Annotated in this window: 16 protein-coding genes; 13 read left to right on the top strand and 3 right to left on the bottom strand. The window is 73.9% G+C overall.

Going from position 1 to position 17098, the window contains the following annotated elements:
• Positions 1 to 64: 64 nt before the first annotated feature.
• Positions 65 to 748, bottom strand: coding sequence for a glycerophosphodiester phosphodiesterase (locus ABTZ17_RS06220; RefSeq protein ID WP_352194322.1), 684 nt, complete (start codon positions 746 to 748; stop codon positions 65 to 67).
• Positions 749 to 1046: 298 nt separating this feature from the next.
• On the opposite strand from ABTZ17_RS06220, the gene ABTZ17_RS06215 reads away from it, so the two are divergent.
• From ABTZ17_RS06215 to ABTZ17_RS06190, 6 genes are all read left to right on the top strand, one after another.
• Positions 1047 to 2192 (top strand): LLM class flavin-dependent oxidoreductase, encoded by a 1146-nt coding sequence (locus tag ABTZ17_RS06215; RefSeq protein ID WP_352194321.1) that lies wholly within the window; start codon positions 1047 to 1049, stop codon positions 2190 to 2192.
• Entirely contained in the window at positions 2189 to 3193 is a 1005-nt protein-coding gene (locus ABTZ17_RS06210; protein WP_352194320.1) for an alpha/beta hydrolase, read from the top strand. The genes ABTZ17_RS06215 and ABTZ17_RS06210 overlap by 4 nt, the downstream gene beginning before the upstream one ends.
• Positions 3194 to 3274: 81 nt before the next feature.
• Positions 3275 to 4678 carry a DUF6421 family protein gene (locus ABTZ17_RS06205; RefSeq protein ID WP_352194319.1) on the top strand — a complete coding sequence of 468 codons (1404 nt, stop codon included), beginning with the start codon at positions 3275 to 3277 and terminating at the stop codon, positions 4676 to 4678.
• 26 nt (positions 4679 to 4704) lie between these two features.
• Positions 4705 to 5460 (top strand): SDR family NAD(P)-dependent oxidoreductase, encoded by a 756-nt coding sequence (locus tag ABTZ17_RS06200; RefSeq protein WP_352194318.1) that lies wholly within the window; start codon positions 4705 to 4707, stop codon positions 5458 to 5460.
• Entirely contained in the window at positions 5457 to 6518 is a 1062-nt protein-coding gene (locus ABTZ17_RS06195) for a threonine aldolase family protein (RefSeq protein WP_352194372.1), read from the top strand. The genes ABTZ17_RS06200 and ABTZ17_RS06195 overlap by 4 nt, the downstream gene beginning before the upstream one ends.
• 83 nt (positions 6519 to 6601) lie before the next feature.
• On the top strand, positions 6602 to 7204 hold the full coding sequence (locus tag ABTZ17_RS06190; RefSeq protein WP_352194317.1) for a transglutaminase-like domain-containing protein: 603 nt from the start codon (positions 6602 to 6604) through the stop codon (positions 7202 to 7204).
• 85 nt (positions 7205 to 7289) lie between these two features.
• Here ABTZ17_RS06190 and ABTZ17_RS06185 read toward each other — a convergent pair whose 3' ends face one another.
• Entirely contained in the window at positions 7290 to 8012 is a 723-nt protein-coding gene (locus ABTZ17_RS06185; RefSeq protein ID WP_352194316.1) for a lysophospholipid acyltransferase family protein, read from the bottom strand.
• A 218-nt stretch (positions 8013 to 8230) separates the two neighbouring features.
• On the opposite strand from ABTZ17_RS06185, the gene ABTZ17_RS06180 reads away from it, so the two are divergent.
• From ABTZ17_RS06180 to ABTZ17_RS06155, 6 genes are all read left to right on the top strand, one after another.
• On the top strand, positions 8231 to 8566 hold the full coding sequence (locus ABTZ17_RS06180) for a thioredoxin family protein (protein ID WP_352194315.1): 336 nt from the start codon (positions 8231 to 8233) through the stop codon (positions 8564 to 8566).
• A 301-nt stretch (positions 8567 to 8867) separates the two neighbouring features.
• Positions 8868 to 9392 (top strand): flavin reductase family protein, encoded by a 525-nt coding sequence (locus ABTZ17_RS06175; protein ID WP_352194314.1) that lies wholly within the window; start codon positions 8868 to 8870, stop codon positions 9390 to 9392.
• Between the two features lie 220 nt (positions 9393 to 9612).
• Positions 9613 to 10398, top strand: a complete 786-nt coding sequence (locus ABTZ17_RS06170) for an electron transfer flavoprotein subunit beta/FixA family protein (RefSeq protein ID WP_352194313.1) — start codon at positions 9613 to 9615, stop codon at positions 10396 to 10398.
• Positions 10399 to 10451: 53 nt separating this feature from the next.
• Positions 10452 to 11414 (top strand): electron transfer flavoprotein subunit alpha/FixB family protein, encoded by a 963-nt coding sequence (locus ABTZ17_RS06165; protein ID WP_352194312.1) that lies wholly within the window; start codon positions 10452 to 10454, stop codon positions 11412 to 11414.
• Between the two features lie 161 nt (positions 11415 to 11575).
• The gene (locus tag ABTZ17_RS06160; protein ID WP_352194311.1) at positions 11576 to 12874 is read left to right on the top strand and encodes a DUF6986 family protein; all 1299 of its coding nucleotides are present in this window, start codon (positions 11576 to 11578) and stop codon (positions 12872 to 12874) included.
• A gap of 115 nt (positions 12875 to 12989) precedes the next feature.
• Positions 12990 to 14795, top strand: coding sequence for an FAD-dependent monooxygenase (locus tag ABTZ17_RS06155; RefSeq protein ID WP_502994607.1), 1806 nt, complete (start codon positions 12990 to 12992; stop codon positions 14793 to 14795).
• Here the strand turns inward: ABTZ17_RS06155 and ABTZ17_RS06150 are convergent, their stop codons facing one another.
• Positions 14796 to 15782 carry a LacI family DNA-binding transcriptional regulator gene (locus ABTZ17_RS06150; RefSeq protein WP_352194371.1) on the bottom strand — a complete coding sequence of 329 codons (987 nt, stop codon included), beginning with the start codon at positions 15780 to 15782 and terminating at the stop codon, positions 14796 to 14798.
• Positions 15783 to 15980: 198 nt separating this feature from the next.
• On the opposite strand from ABTZ17_RS06150, the gene ABTZ17_RS06145 reads away from it, so the two are divergent.
• A complete protein-coding gene (locus tag ABTZ17_RS06145) occupies positions 15981 to 17024 on the top strand; it encodes an NUDIX hydrolase (protein WP_352194309.1) in 1044 nt (347 codons plus the stop codon).
• Positions 17025 to 17098: the final 74 nt, after the last annotated feature.

The following is a 17098-nucleotide window of genomic DNA, read 5'->3' as shown; positions in this document are numbered from 1 at the left end:
GGGCGGGGGATCGAGGGATCGGGAGCGGGGGAGCGGCTGCCGGTCCGGTCCCGTTCGGTCCGGTTCAGGCCGTGAAGCGCCCGGTCAGGCGGATCTCCGGGAGGTCGGTGGCTGCCCCGTCCAGTTGAAGGGCCCGAGCCAGCCGCAGCTGCTCCTGGGTGCTGACCACCCACCCGGTGACCCGGAGCCCCGCCGCGTGGGCCGCGTCCACCGTCTCCAGGGTGAGCCGGCGCAGGTTCAGGGCCAGCCCGGAGGCCCCGGCGGCCAGGGCCCGGTCCACCACCTCGGGTCCGTACCGGTCCGCCGTGAGGACCGTCCGCACCCCCGGGACCAGCCCCGACAGGTCGGTGAGCACGTCTGCGCGGCCCGACGAGGCGGTGACCCGCCCCGTCAGGCCGTCCCGCAGCAGCACCCGGGCCAGCGCCCGGGCCGTGTCCGCGTCCTTCAGGTCGACCTGGAGCGGGGTCCGCACCGCCGCCGGCACCTCCTCGAAGAGGGGGATCCGCTCGCCCTGTCCGGCGTCCAGCCCGCGCAGCTCGGAGCGGGTGAGGTCCGCGACGGCGCCCGAGCCGTCGGTGGTGCGGTCCACCTCCGCGTCGGCGAGGACGACGAGGGCGCCGTCCTTGCTGAGCCGGAGGTCGAGCCCGATGACGTCCATGCCGGAGCGCTCCGCCCGGACGAAGGACCGCAGGGTGTTCTCCGGCTCCGCGCCCATGACCCCGCGGTGACCGATGGTGAGGAAAGTCAAGGTTCTCTCGCTTCCGTCGACGGCGGCTCCGCGCCCGGCCCGTGACCGGCCGCTCGGGTGAAGAAGGAGCCTAGTCCTCCGGTCGCGGAATGAGACCGGGCGTGCACGCGCTGTTCCCGGCCGCCGTCCGGAACCGCCGGGAATCGGCCGGGCGGCGGCCGTCCGGCTCGTCGCGCGGGGCTCCGGCGGGCCGACCCCGCCCGGCCGGGGAGGTCGTACCCCTTGCCTCTTCACGCTATGACGACTAGTCATATTTCGAATCGGAAGAACGCACACAGACGCCATCCCTGGAGGCAGCGTGGAATTCTCCGTGATCTTCGAAGCGCAACTGGCCGACCCCACCCCGGAACGGGAGCGACAGGTCATCCACGACACCGTGGAACAGGCCGTGTTCGCCGAGCGGATGGGATTCGACCGGATCTGGGCGGTGGAGCACCACGCCCTCACCTGGTACTCCCACCTCTCGGCCCCCGAGGTCCTGCTCAGCTGGATCGCCGCCCGCACCTCCACCATCCGCATCGGCCACGGCGTCGTCTGCATGCCCTTCGGCTTCAACCACCCCGTCCGGGTGGCCGAGCGGGCCGCCATGCTCGACCTGCTCTCCGGCGGCCGGGTGGACCTCGGTGCCGGCCGGGGCGGCACCCGGCAGGAGACCTCGCTCTTCGGGGTGGACCCCGCCCGCACCACCCGCGAGGTCGAGGAGGGGCTGCGGGTCATCGGCCGAGCCTGGCAGGAGGAGCGCCTGGAATACCACGGCGAGTTCCTCGACATCGGCCCCCACCCGGTGCTGCCCCGCCCCGCCCGGCTCCCGCACCCCCCGCTCTTCCTGGCCTGCTCCCGCGAGGACACCCTGGTGCAGGCGGCGCAGCTCGGCGTGGGAGCCCTGGTGATGGGCTTCGCGGGGCCGGAGTCGGTGGCCCGGATGCGCGCCGTGTACGACGGGGCCGTGGCCGCCCGCGACGGCGCCCGCCTCGTCTCCACCGAGGTCAACGACCACTTCGCCGTGCTCTGCCCCACCCTCGTCCTGGACGACCGGGAGGAGGCCCGCCGCACCGGACTGCGCGGCCAGCGCTTCTTCGCCCAGGCCATCGGGCATTGGTACGGGGACACCGGGGTCCCGGACGAGGCCGTGGTCCCGGGGGCGGACGAGGCGGCCGAGCTGCGCCGCGCCGCCGAGCAGGTCGAGGCCCGCCTCCACGAGCAGTCCGTCCCCGTCCGGCCCACCGCCACCGCCACCTTCCACGCCGACCACGCCTACGGCACCGCCGAGGACGCCATCGCCCACGTGCGGCGGCTCGCCGAGGCCGGAGCCGACGAGGTGATCTGCCTGGTCCAGATGGGCACGGTCCCGCAGGCGGCCTGCCTGGAGACCCTGCGGCAGTGGGGCGAGAAGGTCATCCCGCACTTCCGCGGCGAGACCGCCCCGACCGCCACGGCCCCGTGATCGCCCCGGACCGGCTCACCCCGGCGGCCCGCCGGCTGGCCGACGCCCTCGCCGCGGTCTTCCCCGACCTCGGCGGGGCCGTCACCGACGCCGCCGAGGCCCGTCGGATCCTCGCGGCCGCGCCCGGCGAGGCGCGCCCCCCGCTCCCGGTGGGAGCCGTGACCGACCTGTCGGTGCCGGGTCCCGCCGGCGCCCCCGCCGTTCCGGTCCGCGTGTACCGGCCGGGCCCGGGCGGCCCGCCCGGGCCCCGTCCCACCCTCCTCTTCTGTCACGGCGGCGGATTCGTCCTCTGCGACCTCGACACCTACGACCGGACCGTCCGCGCCCTGTGCGCCTCCACCGGGGCGGTGGTCGTGGCCGTCGAGTACCGCAAGGCGCCCGAGCACCCCTTCCCGGCCGCCCCCCTGGACGTGTACGCGGCCCTCTGCTGGACCGCCGCGCACGCCGGGGAGCTGGGCGGGGACCCGGCGGCCCTGGTGGTGGCGGGCGACAGCGCGGGGGCCGCCCTGGCGGTGTCCGCCCTGCTGACGGCGGCCCGGCGGGGCGGCCCCGCGGTGGCCCTCCAGGTGCTGCTGTGTCCGGCCCTGGACGCGGCGCGCGCGGGGGAGTCCCACCGCCGCAACGGGAAGGGGTACTACCTGACCGCCGCCCACCTGCGCTGGTTCTGGGAGCGGTACCTGGGCCCCGACGGCGATCCGGGCGATCCCCTGGCCTCCCCGTCGGCCGCCGGGGAGGCCGCGCTGGCCGCCCTGCCGCCGGCGCACCTGGTGCTCGCCGGGTGCGACCCCCTCCTGGACGACGGGCTGGCCTTCGCCGCGGCCCGGCGCTCCCGGGGCGCGGCCGTCACCGTGGACGCGTACCCGGGGGTGTTCCACGGCTTCACCGCCTTCCCCGAACACCTGCCCGAGGCTCGTACCGCTCTGCGAGGGCTCGCCGAACTCGTCGCCGCAACCGTCTGGCACGGGAAGAATTTCGGTACATCAGGGGGTCGCGCAGGATAATTTATTGATCCCCCTCTTGAGCGGGAGACCTTCGCATGCATACGCTGTCTTGACGTGAGGTTCTCCTGTGGAGGAAGTGACATGACGGAAACTCTTGTGCCGGGCGTCGGCGGTGGCGCCATAACCGCCGAGACGCGGGTGGTGGACCACCCTGCGTGGCCCGTGCTCAAGGCCGCCGTGGAAGAGATCCGCCCCTGGCAGTCCAAGGACGGTTCGATCGACTTCGAGGCAGAGGGCGCTCCCACCCGGGAGACCGCCGCGGCCACCGTCGAGCGGATGGCCGCCGCGGTCGAGGAGCTCTCCCCGCTGCTGCCCCACGCGACGACCTACCACCGCGCCCTCGTCGCCGACCTGCGCAAGTGGGTCGCCGACGGCTTCGGGATCCCGGACTTCCTCGACTCGCTGCTGGCCTTCCAGCCCGCCGCCGAGCGCGCGGACGGCCTCCAGCACCTGGTGGTCTTCCCGATGTACACCCAGAACGGCAACCCCGACCGCAACTTCGAGGCCGTCGCCCTGAAGATGGTGTGGCCCGAGTGGCTGGCCGAGCTGGAGCGCACCCGGTACGACAACCCGCTCTTCCTCGGCATCACCTTCGAGGACTTCACCGCGGGCTACGACACCAACTCCGCCGTGCTCTTCCCGGAGACCATCGCCGTCCGCGAGGCCCCCGAGCGCTTCAGCTGGGGCGGCATCTTCTGCGACCGCGAGGCCGCCCGCTTCCGCAAGGTCACCGAGGCCGCCGTGGAGACCCTTGGCCTGGAGCTGCCCGAGGACATCCGCCTCATGCTCGCCGACCAGGACCGCTGCGAGAAGGCCTTCGTCCTGTGGGACATGGTCCACGACCGCACCCACAGCCACGGCGACCTGCCCTTCGACCCGTTCATGATCAAGCAGCGCCAGCCGTTCTGGATGTACGGCCTGGAGGAGCTGCGCTGCGACCTCACCGCCTTCAAGGAAGCCGTGAAGCTCGACGCCGAGGGCAACGAGCACGGCCGCGACGTCCAGTACGCCGTCCTGTTCGACCGGATGTTCCGCTTCCCGCTCACCGGCGACCGCAACCGCAACTACGACGGTCTCGGCGGCCAGCTGCTCTTCGCGTACCTGCACAAGCACGACGTGATCCGCTGGACCGACAACAAGCTGAAGATCGATTGGGAGCAGGCCCCCCGGATCACCAACCAGCTCTGCGGCGAGATCGAGAAGCTGTACCGCGACGGCATCGACCGCCCGAAGCTGGTCCACTGGTTCAAGGCGTACGAGCTGGTCTCCACCTACCTGGCCCCGCACCCGGGCTCCAAGTGGGCCAAGGGTCCCGACGCCCTGGACCTGTCCCAGCCGCCCCGCAAGCTCGTCGACGACGTGCTTCCGGACGAGTTTCCGCTCAGCATGTTCTTCGAGGCCCTCTCCAAGAAGCTGAAGGGCGTGATCGCCTCCACCAAGGGCATCACGGCGAAGGACGCGGCGGACGCGCAGGTCGCCGCGTGAGCGACGGCGCACAGGAGGCAGCAGTCATGAGCGGCAACGGGAACGGCCCGCTGAGCGGAGCGGTGGTCGCGGTCGCCGGAGCCGGCGGGCCCGCGGGCCGCGCCACCCTGATCCGGCTCGCCGAGGCGGGGGCCACGGTCGTGGCCTCCGACGCGGACCCCGCCCGCCTGGCGGAGGCCGTGGACGCGGCGCGGTACGCCCACGGCGGCGCCACCGTCACCGGCGACACCGTGGACCTCCTCGACCTGGACGCCACCCGCGCCTGGGCCGACCGGACCGAGAAGGAGTTCGGCCGCGTCGACGGCCTCGTCCACCTCGTGGGCGGCTGGCGCGGCAGCCCCTCCTTCACGGAGACCGACCTCGCGGACTGGGAGTTCCTGGAGAAGCTCCTCATCCGCACCGTCCAGCACACCTCGATGGCCTTCCACGACGGCCTCCAGCGCACCGGGAACGGCCGCTACGTGCTGATCAGCCAGTCCGGCGCGCACAAGCCGGTCGCCAACAACGCCGCGTACAACGCCGGCAAGGCGGCCGCCGAGGCGTGGACCCTGGCCATGGCGGACTCCTTCCGCAAGGCCGGGGGCGAGGACGGGCCGAAGGCGGCGGCTACCATCCTGGTGATCAAGGCACTGGTGCACGAGGCCATGCGAGCCGAGCGCCCCACTGCGAAGTTCGCGGGCTTCACCGACGTCACGGAGCTGGCCGAGGCCATCGCCGGAGTGTGGGACCGGCCCGCCACGGAAGTGAACGGACAGCGTCTGTGGCTCACCCCGCAACCCTGAAGACGGACGCGCGCCGCCGGCACGACCCGGCGGTGCGCGGCTTCGCCAGCGACAACTACGCGGGGGTCCACCCGGAGGTCCTGGAGGCCCTCGCCCTCGCCAACGGCGGCCACCAGGTCTCCTACGGCGAGGACGAGTACACCGAGCACCTCCAGAAGATCATCCGCAGCCACTTCGGGCCGTACGCCGAGGCGTACCCGGTCTTCAACGGCACCGGCGCGAACGTCACCGCCCTCCAGGCGATGACGGACCGCTGGGGCGCGGTGATCTGCGCCAAGACCGCCCACATCAACGTGGACGAGGGCGGCGCGCCGGAGCGGATGGCCGGTCTGAAGCTCCTCGCGGTCCCCACCCCGGACGGCAAGCTCACCCCCGAGCTGATCGACCAGGAGGCATGGGGCTTCGAGGACGAGCACCGGGCCATGCCCCAGGTGGTGTCCATCACCCAGAACACCGAGCTGGGCACCGTGTACACCCCGGAGGAGATCGCGGCCATCTGCCGGCACGCGCACTCCCTCGGGATGAAGGTGCACCTCGACGGGGCCCGGATAGCGAACGCCGCCGCGTCCCTGGACGTGCCGATGCGGACCTTCACCAACACCGTGGGCGTGGACGTGCTCTCCTACGGCGGCACCAAGAACGGCATGATGTTCGGCGAGGCCGTCGTCGTGCTGAACCCGGACGCCGCCCGCCAGATGAAGCACGTCCGCAAGATGTCCATGCAGCTGGCCTCGAAGATGCGCTTCGTCTCCGTCCAGCTGGAGGCGCTGCTCGCCAAGGACCTGTGGCTGCGCAACGCCCGGCACGCCAACGACATGGCGGCCCGGCTGGAAGCCGGGGTGCGCGGCGTGGACGGGGTGGAGGTGCTGTACCCGGTGCAGGCCAACGCCGTCTTCGCGCGGCTCCCGCACGAGGTCACCCGCCGCCTGCAGAAGCGTTTCCGCTTCTACTTCTGGGACGAGGCGGCCGGCGACGTCCGCTGGATGTGCGGGTTCGACACCCAGCCCGAGGACGTGGACGGCTTCGTCCAGGCCCTCAAGGAGGAGATGGCCCGCTGAGGCGGACCACCCCGTAGTGCATGGGTATGCCCCCGACCGTAATTCCATTGAATGCGGCCGGGGGCCTTCCTATGCTCCGGGGCATGCAGCTGATCCCGCACGCGACCGACCCGGGCGCCTACACCGCCGCCGACGAGGTGATCGACCACCACCATCCCGTGGTGCGCGCCACGGCGGCCGCCCTCCGCGCCCGCGCCGGCGACGATCTGGCCTACGCCCGCGCGGCCTACCACCACGTCCGGGACCGGATCCCGCACTCCGCGGACACCGGGGACGACCGCGTCACCTGGCGCGCCTCCGACGTGCTCACCCTGGAGACCGGCATCTGCCACGCCAAGTCCCACGCCCTGGCCGCCCTGCTCCGGGCCGAGGGGATCCCCACCGGACTCTGCTACCAGCGGCTCGCCGACGAGGACGGGGGGAACCCGCTGGTCCACGGACTCGTGGCCGTGCTGTTCCCCGGCCGCGCGGACTGGGCCCGGCAGGACCCCCGGGGCAACGTCCCGCCCGGGGTGGACGCGCGGTTCTCCCCGGACACGGAGCGATTGGCGTGGACGGTGCGGCCCGCCGTCGGTGAGGTCGACTACCCGCTGCTGTACGCCACCCCGCCCGTGCCCGTCCTGGACGCGCTGCGGCACTCGGCCGACCGCGAGGAGCTGTGGCGGAGGCTGCCCACGGCGCTCTGAGGGCCCCGGGAAGCCTCCCGGCGCCCTCGGGGCCGTCCGCGGTCCCGGCCGGTGTCGCGCGGCGTCCGTGCGCCCGTGGGGGCGCTCAGCCCTGGTCGCGGACCTCGGCCGGGGTGGGCGCGGTGCCGCCCAGGTGGGCCGGCAGCCACCAGGAGTCCTCCGGGCCCTTCGGGCGGGCCGGGTAGGCGCCCTGGGCGGCGTCCAGCAGCTCCTGGACCCGCTCGCGCAGGCGTCGGGTGATCGCGCCCGCGTACTGGTCGGTGGGGGCCTCCATGGGCTCTCCCACGCGCATGGTCACCGGGATGTGGCTGCGCCGCAGGTCCTTCGGGCGGCCCTTGGTCCACAGCCGCTGGGTGCCCCACAGCGCCATCGGGATCAGCGGCACCCCGGCCTCCTGGGCCATCCGGGCCGCCCCCGACTTGAAGCTCTTGAGCGTGAAGGACTGGGAGATGGTGGCCTCGGGGAAGACCCCGATGATCTCGCCGGAGCGCAGGGAGGTGAGGGCCTGCTGGTAGGCGGCCTCGCCCTGCTTGCGGTCGACCGGGATGTGCTTCATGGCGCGCATCAGCGGGCCCGAGACCTTGTGCCGGAAGACCGAGTCCTTGGCCATGAACCGCACCAGCCGCTTGGAGGGTCGCGCCGTCAGGCCGGTGAAGATGAAGTCGAGGTACCCGATGTGGTTGGAGACGAGCACCGCACCGCCCTGGCGCGGGATGTGCTCCGTGCCCTTCATGTCGATACGGATGTCGAGCGCGCGGAACAGGGTGTGCGCGGCGCCGACGACCGGGGGGTAGACGAGCTCTGCCATGCGGGGAGACCCCTCTCTTTGTGCCTGGGGAGGTTCTCCCGGCGGGAAGTTACGCCATCGTAGGTACGTGGCAAGGGGGATCGTGCCCCATGGCGGCCCCGGTGGCCAGTTCAGCGGGCCGCGCCGGGAGAGATTCTCGTCACGCAGGGAATTCCGGGCACCGGTGGGGTGGTTGCCCGGGGACCGGGCAGTGGGTCCGGCGAGGACGGGAGCAGCGGGTGGCGGGGCAGGGCGCGGAGACCGCGGAGCGGGTGCTGGGCGAGGCCGAACTGGGCGCCGCGCCCGGGGAACGGGCCACCCTGGTGCAGTTCTCCACCGCCTTCTGCCGGCCCTGTCGGGGCACCCGGCGGGTGCTCGCCGAGGTGGCCGCCCTGGTGCCGGGCGTGGCCCACGTGGAGATCGACGCCGAGGCGCGACTGGAGCTGGTCCGCTCGCTGGACGTGCGGCGGACCCCGACGGTGCTGGTGTTGGACGGCGCGGGCCGGGTGGTGCGGCGGGCCGAGGGCATGCCGCGCAAGGTCGACGTGATCGCCGCCCTGGGGGCCGTGCTCTGAGCCCCGCGGCCGCCGTGGCGCCCGGAGGCGACGCGGGGGTGGCCCCGGGAGCTCTGACGGGTCACCGTCAGAGTCCGAACTTCCGTACGGGCGCCGTCCGGGGGCTCCGTGATGCCGCTCGCATCTGCCCGCAGGCGCTTGACGCACCGCCCACCCCTGGACAGGCTGGCCGTATGCGGTCTGATCTCCTTCTTTCCGGACGGGTCCCCGGTGGCCCCGCCGGACACGCGAGCGCGCGCTGTCCGGGCCGTTGAACGGCCCCCGACGCGCAGACGAACCAGTCAGAAGGACACCACTCACGATGACGGCACCGACCGTTTCCCCGGGCGCCGCCCGCCAGGGCTCCGCCGACCTCCTCCGCTCCGTCTTCCGCCGGCACGCCGCCGGGGTCGCCGTGATCACCGCGGCCGGCCCGGAGCGTCCGGTGGGCTTCACCGCCACCTCGCTCAGCTCCGTGGCCGCCGATCCGCCCCTGCTCTCCTTCTCCGTGGGCACCGGGTCCTCCAGCTGGCCGGTCCTGTCCGGCGCGGAGCACGTCGGCGTGCACGTGCTCGGCGAGGACCAGGGCGAGCTGGCCGGGCTGTTCGCCCGTAGCGGAGCCGACCGGTTCGGGCCGGGCACCTCCTGGCGGCCGGGTCCGGAGGGGGTGCCGGTCCTGGACGGAGTACTGGCGTGGCTGGTGTGCCGGGTGGTGGCCAAGGTGCCCGCGGCGGAACACCGGCTGGTCCTCGCGGAAGTGGTCGCGGGCAGTCCGGAAGGCCCGGCCGGGAGCAGCGGACGGCCGCTGCTCTACCACGGGGGGCGGTTCAACGCCCTGCGCGACTGAGCCTTGCCTTACCTGCCCCGCCGGCGGGCACTTTCACCCTGGTCCGGGCGTTGGGAAGGTCACAGTGGGTCCGGCTTGCTTCCTGGCCGGACCTTGGATGTACTGGCGAGTAACATCCTGTTCGGAGCGCGGGCCGCCCCGGTCGGGATGTGCCCGAAGAGGCGCCTATGCTGCCTGCACAAGGCAGCACAAGTAGAGACGATGCAGTAGGAGAGCCGGCGTGAGCTTGAGGATCGTTGTCTGTGTGAAGTACGTGCCCGACGCCACCGGTGACCGGGGCTTCGCCGACGACCTGACGGTCGACCGCGAGGACGTGGACGGCCTGCTGTCGGAGCTCGACGAGTACGCCGTCGAGCAGGCGCTGCAGATCGCCGAGGAGGCCGACGAGGCCGAGGTCACCGTGCTGACGGTCGGCCCCGAGGACGCCAAGGACGCCCTGCGCAAGGCGCTGTCCATGGGTGCCGACAAGGCCGTCCACGTCGAGGACGACGACCTCCACGGCACCGACGTCATGGGCACCTCGCTGGTCCTGGCCAAGGCCCTGGAGAAGGCCGGTTACGACCTGGTCCTCACCGGCATGGCCTCCACCGACGGCACCATGGGCGTGCTCCCGGCCATCCTCGCCGAGCGCCTGGGCGTCCCGCAGGTCACCCTGCTCTCCGAGGTCAAGGTCGAGGACGGCACCGTGACCGGCCGCCGCGACGGCGACGCCGCCAGCGAGCAGCTGACCGCCTCCCTGCCGGCCGTGGTCTCCGTCACCGACCAGTCCGGTGAGGCCCGTTACCCGTCCTTCAAGGGCATCATGGCCGCCAAGAAGAAGCCGGTGGAGTCCTGGGACCTGTCGGACCTCGGCGTGGACGCCGAGGAGGTCGGCCTGGAGGGTGCCTGGACCGCGGTGGACTCCGCCACCGAGCGTCCGGCCCGCACCGCCGGCACGATCGTCAAGGACGAGGGCGAGGGCGGCAAGCAGCTGGCCGAGTTCCTGGCCGGCCAGAAGTTCATCTAAGGCTTCGGCACCCCCACCGCCCCTCGTATCTTCGCAATCGCTGGAGAAGTCCCATGGCTGAAGTTCTCGTCTACGTCGACCACGTGGACGGCGCCGTCCGCAAGCCCACCCTCGAACTGCTCACGCTGGCCCGCCGCGTCGGCGAGCCGGTCGCCGTCGCCCTCGGCGCCGGTGCCGCCGACACCGCGGCCGTGCTCGCCGAGCACGGTGCGGTCAAGGTCCTGACCGCCGACGCCCCCGAGTTCGCCGACTACCTCGTGGTACCGAAGGTGGACGCGCTCCAGGCCGCGTACGAGGCCGTCTCCCCGGCCGCCGTCCTGGTCCCCTCCTCCGCGGAGGGCAAGGAGATCGCCGCCCGCCTCGCGGTCCGCATCGGCTCCGGCATCATCACCGACGCCGTGGACCTGGAGGCCGGTGACGAGGGCCCGGTCGCGACCCAGTCCGCGTTCGCCGCCTCGTACTCCACCAAGTCCCGCGTCTCCAAGGGCACCCCGGTCATCACCGTGAAGCCGAACTCGGCCCCGGTGGAGGCCGCCCCGGCCGCGGGCGCCGTCGAGGCCCTCGCCGTCACCTTCGGTGCCCTGGCCACCGGCACCAAGGTCGTCTCCCGCACCCCGCGCGAGTCCACCGGCCGTCCCGAGCTGACCGAGGCCGCGATCGTGGTCTCCGGCGGCCGTGGCGTCAACGGTGCCGAGAACTTCGGCATCATCGAGGCCCTGGCCGACTCGCTCGGCGCGGCCGTCGGCGCCTCCCGCGCCGCCGTGGACGCCGGTTGGTACCCGCACTCCAACCAGGTCGGCCAGACCGGCAAGTCGGTCTCCCCGCAGCTCTACATCGCCTCCGGCATCTCCGGCGCGATCCAGCACCGGGCCGGCATGCAGACCTCGAAGACCATCGTGGCCGTCAACAAGGACGCCGAGGCCCCGATCTTCGAGCTGGTCGACTACGGCGTGGTCGGCGACCTCTTCGAGGTCGTCCCGCAGCTGACCGCCGAGATCCAGGCCCGCAAGGGCTGATCGGCTGACCTGCGAAGACACTCCGTCCGGGGCCGCGTGGTGATGATCACCACGCGGCCCCGCGCGCGTTCGGGACACCATTGACGACAGGGGAGCCGCTGACTAAGTTCTGCTATGCGGATCAATGCTTCCGTGAAGCGGAAAAGTGAGGAGAGTGCACGATGGGTCAGCAGGAGAAGGTGGCGACGAGCCTCGCCGGCGCGGTCAGCGAGGGCATCAGCGCCTCCCTCGCCCCGGTGGACGCGGAGCTCGCCCGCCGCTACCCCGGCGACCCCGGCACCCGCCAGCCCGTGCACACCGTCTACGTACCCGGGGACGTCTTCACCGCGGACACCGTCCGTGCCTGGGGCGACCAGGCCCTCGCCGCCCTCGACGAGCACGCCCCCGACGCCGCCACCCTCGCCAAGGTCCTCGGCATCAAGGACGAGCTGGCCGGACCCGTCTACGAGCGCGTCCGCGCCAAGCTGACGGAGGAGCCCATCGAGGACCTCCGCATCGACTTCGAGGACGGCTTCGGCGTCCGCTCCGACGAGGAGGAGGACCAGGCCGCCGCCCGCGCCGCCCGCCTGGTCTCCGAGGCGTACTCCAACGGCACCAACGCCCCCTACATGGGCATCCGCATGAAGTGCATGGAGTCCAACGTCCGCGACCGCGGCATCCGCACCACCGACGTCTTCCTCTCCGGCCTCCTCGCCCACGGCGGCCTCCCGGACAACCTCGTCCTCACCCTCCCCAAGGTCACCTACGCCGAGCAGGTCGACGCCTTCGTCCGGCTCCTGGAGTCCTTCGAGGCCACCCGCGGCCTGCGCCCCGGCCGCATCGGCTTCGAGATCCAGATCGAGACCAGCCAGTCCATCCTGGCCTCCGACGGCACCGCCACCGTGGCCCGCATGATCGACGCCGCCAAGGGGCGTGCCACCGGCCTGCACTACGGCACCTTCGACTACAGCGCCTGCGTCGGCGTCTCCGCCGCCTACCAGTCCAGCGACCACCCGGCCGCCGACCACGCCAAGGCGATCATGCAGGTGGCCGCCGCGGGCACCGGCGTCCGCGTCTCCGACGGCTCCACCAACGTCCTCCCGATCGGCACCACCGAGCACGTGCACGAGGCGTGGAAGCTGCACTACGGCCTCACCCGCCGCGCCCTGGCCCGCGCCTACTACCAGGGCTGGGACATGCACCCCGGTCACCTGCCGACCCGCTACGCCGCCGTCTTCGCCTTCTACCGCGAGGGCCTCGACGCCGCCGCGGCCCGCCTGAAGGCGTACGTGGCCCGGATCGAGGGCGACGTGATGGACGAGCCCGCCACCGCCAAGGCCCTGGCCGGCTACCTGGTCCGCGGCCTGGACTGCGGCGCGGTGGGCGCCGACGAGGTCACCGGCCTGACCGGCCTGAGCCGCGCCGAGCTGGACGCCTTCGCGATCCCGCGCCGCTCGGCCACCCTCACCGCCTCGGCCTGACCTCCGACCCGGCCCGCACCGGCTCCCTGCCCGGTGCGGGCCGGCGGCACGTCCGGCGCCGACCGGTCGGGCCCCGCCCGCCGTCGACGGGCCCGCCCCGCCGGGCCGCGCGAGAATGGGGGGACCACCAGGGGGGCCGCCACCGGGAGGTCCCGTGAGCCGGGCAGCGGACACCGAGGTACTCGTGGTGGGCGCCGGGCCCGTCGGTCTGAGCGCCGCCCTCGAACTGCGCCGCCACGGCGTGCGCTGCCGGATCGTGGACCGGCTGGCCGCCCGGCTGCCCTACGCCAAGGCCATCGGCATCCAGCCGCGCACCCTGGAGCTCTGGGACCGCGCCGGACTGGCCCGCACCGTCATGGAGGCCGCCCTCACCCTGCGCGGCCAACTCGTCTACGTGGACGGCGAGGAGCGGGTCCGGGCGGGCTTCGACCTCCCCCCGGACGTGCCGTACCGCTTCGCCGCCCTCCCGCAGTACGCCACCGAGGCCATCCTGGAGGCCCACCTCGCGGGCCTCGGCACCCCCGTGGAACGCGGCACCGACCTGCTCTCCTTCACCCAGGACCCCGACGGCGTCACCGCCCGGCTGCGCTCCGCCGCGGGGGCCGAGGAGGAACTGCGGGTGCGCTACCTGGCCGGCTGCGACGGCGCCCACAGCACCGTCCGCAAGGGCCTCGGACTCGACTTCGGCGGCGGTGCCTTCCCCCAGGAGTACATGCTCGGTGACCTCCTGCTCGACTGGGACCTGCCGCCCGCGTACGCCGTCCGCGCCACCCGCCCCGCCCGGAACGGCGCCCCCGAAGAGGTGCTGGTCTGCGTCCCCCTGCCGGGCGCCGCCCGCTACCGCGTCTCGATGGCGGTCCCCCCGGGGCTCACCGTGGCCCCGTCGGGCGAGGGGACCGGACCGACCTCGGGCGGCGGTACCGCCACCGAAGGCCCCGCCCACGGGCTCGACCCCTCGCGCGCCCCCACCCTCGACGAGCTGCGCGCCGTCGTGGACCGGCTCGCGCCCCGCCCGGCGGAGCTCTCCGGGCTGCGCTGGTCCTCCGTCTTCCGGATCAGCCACCGCATCGCCGACCGGTACGGCGAGGGCCGGGTGTTCGTCGCGGGCGACGCCGCGCACATCCACCCGCCCACCGGCGCCCAGGGCATGAACACCGGCATCCAGGACGCCTGCAACCTCGCCTGGAAGCTGGCCCTGGTGGTCCGCGGCACCGCCGGCCCGGAGCTGCTGGCGAGCTACGACGCCGAACGCCGACCCGTCGGCGAGGAGGTCGTCGGCCGCACCGTCCGGCACGCCCGGGCCGGCGGGGTCGGGGCCGGTCCCGACACCCCCGACCCGCGGACCCTGGCCCTCACCGAGGGGCAGCTGCTCGTCTCCTACCGGAGCGGCCCCCTGGACCCCGGCGGGGAGGTCCCCGACGGCGCCCCGGGGCCCGGCGACCGGGCCCCGGACTGCCCGGGGCTGACCGCCGCCCTGGCCGCGTACCCGCTGCGCCTCCTCGACCTGCTGCGCGACCGCCCCGGGCACGTGCTCCTGCTGTACGCGCCGGACCCGACCGCCGCGGCCGCCGCCCTCGCCGCGGCCGCCGGCGCCGGAATCCAGCTCGGAGGCGACGGGGCGGAGCCCGGTCGGCCTCCGCGGACCGGCCTGCCCGCCGAGGCCGTGACGATCCTCGCCGCGGACCCGGCCGCACACCCTCCGCAGGGCCCGCCCGGAGCCCCGCCCCTGGTCTCCTACCGGGACGCGGCCGGGGAATTCGCCCGGCTCTACCGGCCGGCGGGCCCCACCGGCTTCCTGGTCCGCCCGGACGGCGCGCTCGCGGCCCGCTTCCCGCTCGACCGCACCGCAGAGGGCCTCGGCCGCTACCTGACGGCGCTGTCGGTCCGACCGGGCGCGGGGGAGGGACGGGCGGCGGCCTGACTACGGCGCGGCGGGCGGGAGTTCGCCGGAGCCGCGGGGGACCAGCCGCGTGGGCAGCTCGGTCCGCTCGGGCTCCGGGCGGGCCCCGCCGAGCCGGGTGAACAGCCGGTCGGCGGCCACCCGGCCGAGCGCGGCGGCGTCCTGCGCCACCACCGTGACCCCCGGACGCAGCAGGTCGGCCAGCTCGAAGTCGTCGAAGCCGACCAGCGCCACCGGCCGGGCGGCGGCCAGCACCCGCACGACGGTCACGGTGACGCGGTTGTTCCCCGCGAACAGCGCCGTCACCGGCTCCGCCCCGCCGAGCATCCCCGCCGCGGCCGCCGCGACCCGCTCCGGGGCGGTGGACCCCAGCGACTCCCAGGCCGGGGCCACCGGCAGGCCCGCCTCCGCCATCGCCGCCCGATAGCCCCGCAGCCGCTCGGTGGCGGTGTGGATGCGCGGGTGGTCCCCGATGAAGCCGATCCGGCGGTGGCCGTGCGCGATCAGGTGGGCCACGCCTTCGCGGGCCCCGCCGTAGCTGTCCGACAGGACCACGTCGGCCTCGATCCGACCCGCCGGGCGGTCCACGAAGACGGTGGCCAGGCCCGCCCGGACCTCCGGTTCCAGATAGCGGTGGTCGTCCCCGGCCGGGATCACCACCAGCCCGTCCACGCGCCGCGCGCAGAGCGCCAGGACCAACTCCCGCTCGCGCTCGGGGTCCTCCGCGCTGGAGCCGTTCACCAACAGGGCCCCGTGCGCCCGGGCCACCTCCTCCACGGCCCGGCTCAGCGGTCCGTAGAAGGGGTCGGCCAGGTCCTCCAGGACCAGCCCGATGCTGGCGGTGCGCCCCTTGCGCAGCACCCGGGCGCTGTCGTTGCGCCGGAACCCGAGCGCGGTGATGGACTCCTGGACCCGCCGCTCGGTGTCAGGGGTGACCCCCGGCTCGCCGTTGACGACCCGGGAGACCGTCTTCAGCCCGACCCCGGCGTGCGCGGCCACGTCCTTCATCGTCGGCCGGGTGCCGTAGCGGGGCTCGGGCGGGCGGGGCGCTGTGGGCACGAGGGGGTCCTCCGGGGCGGTCGGGGCGCGGCTCGTACCAGAGTAGGACCTCTGACAACGTTGTCCGGGCGGAGTTGGCCGGTATCCGCGTTTCCGTGACAGGGTGATGCGGGCAAGCCACTGGGGGCTTCGGACGAGGGGGGACCCGTGATTGTCTGGATCAACGGCGCTTTCGGCGCCGGCAAGACCAGTACGGCGCGCGAGCTGGCCGGTCTGATCCCGGACGCCAGTCCGTACGACCCCGAGGTGATCGGCGGGGCGCTGCGCCGGCTGTTGCCGCAGAAGCGGCTGGACGAGGTGGCGGACTACCAGGACCTGCCCGTCTGGCGGCAGCTGGTGGTGGACGGGGCCGCGGCCCTGCTCGCGGACCTGGGCGGCACCCTCGTGGTGCCGATGACCCTGCTGCGGCAGGAGTACCGGGACGAGATCTTCGGCGGGCTGGCCGCTCGGGGCATCTGTGTGCGCCATGTGGTCCTCACTCCTGATGAAACGATCCTGCGAGCGCGGATCGAGGCCCGGACCGAGCTCGGACCCACCGAGGAGGAGAACCGGCTGCGGGTGCGCCAGTGGTCCTTGGACCGGCTCCCCGCGGCCCGCGAGGCGGCGGCGGGATGGTGGGCCCGGGACGCCTACGCGGTGGACAACGGAGCGCTCACCCCGCGGGCCACGGCCGAGCTCATCGCCCGGGCGGTGCGCACCGACGAGGCGGCGGTCTGCCCCATCGTGCAGACCCCGAAGCCCACCGACCGCACCTTGGCGGCCGGGGTGCTCCTCTTCGACGAGGAGGACCGGGTCCTGCTGGTCGACCCGACCTACAAGCCCGGCTGGGAGTTCCCGGGCGGGGTGGTCGAGGCCGGGGAGGCCCCGGCCCGGGCCGGGGTCCGGGAGGTGGCCGAGGAACTGGGGCTGCGGCTGTCCGAGCCGCCGCGGCTGCTCGTGGTCGACTGGGAGCCGCCGGTACGGCCCGCCTTCGGCGGCCTGCGCCTGCTCTTCGACGGGGGCCGCTTGGACCACGCCCGGCAGGCCGCCCTGCGGCTGCCCGGCCCCGAGCTGCGGGAATGGCGGTTCGCCACGGAGGCCCAGGCGGCCGGAATGCTGCCCCCCGTCCGCTACGAACGCCTGCGCTGGGCCCTGCGGGCCCGGGAACGCGGCACGGTGCTCAACTTGGAGGCCGGCGTTCCGGTCGGGTGAACGGGGTGCGGGGGGCGGGGACCGTGCCGATGCCGGTGATCATGGAGGCGCCGACGGGGTGGTCGCTGCCCCAG

Origin of the sequence: Streptomyces sp. NPDC097619 (genome assembly GCF_040302735.1) — a bacterium.
In the GTDB taxonomy this organism is placed as follows: domain Bacteria; phylum Actinomycetota; class Actinomycetes; order Streptomycetales; family Streptomycetaceae; genus Streptomyces.
This window is presented reverse-complemented; position numbering and strand designations above follow the sequence as displayed.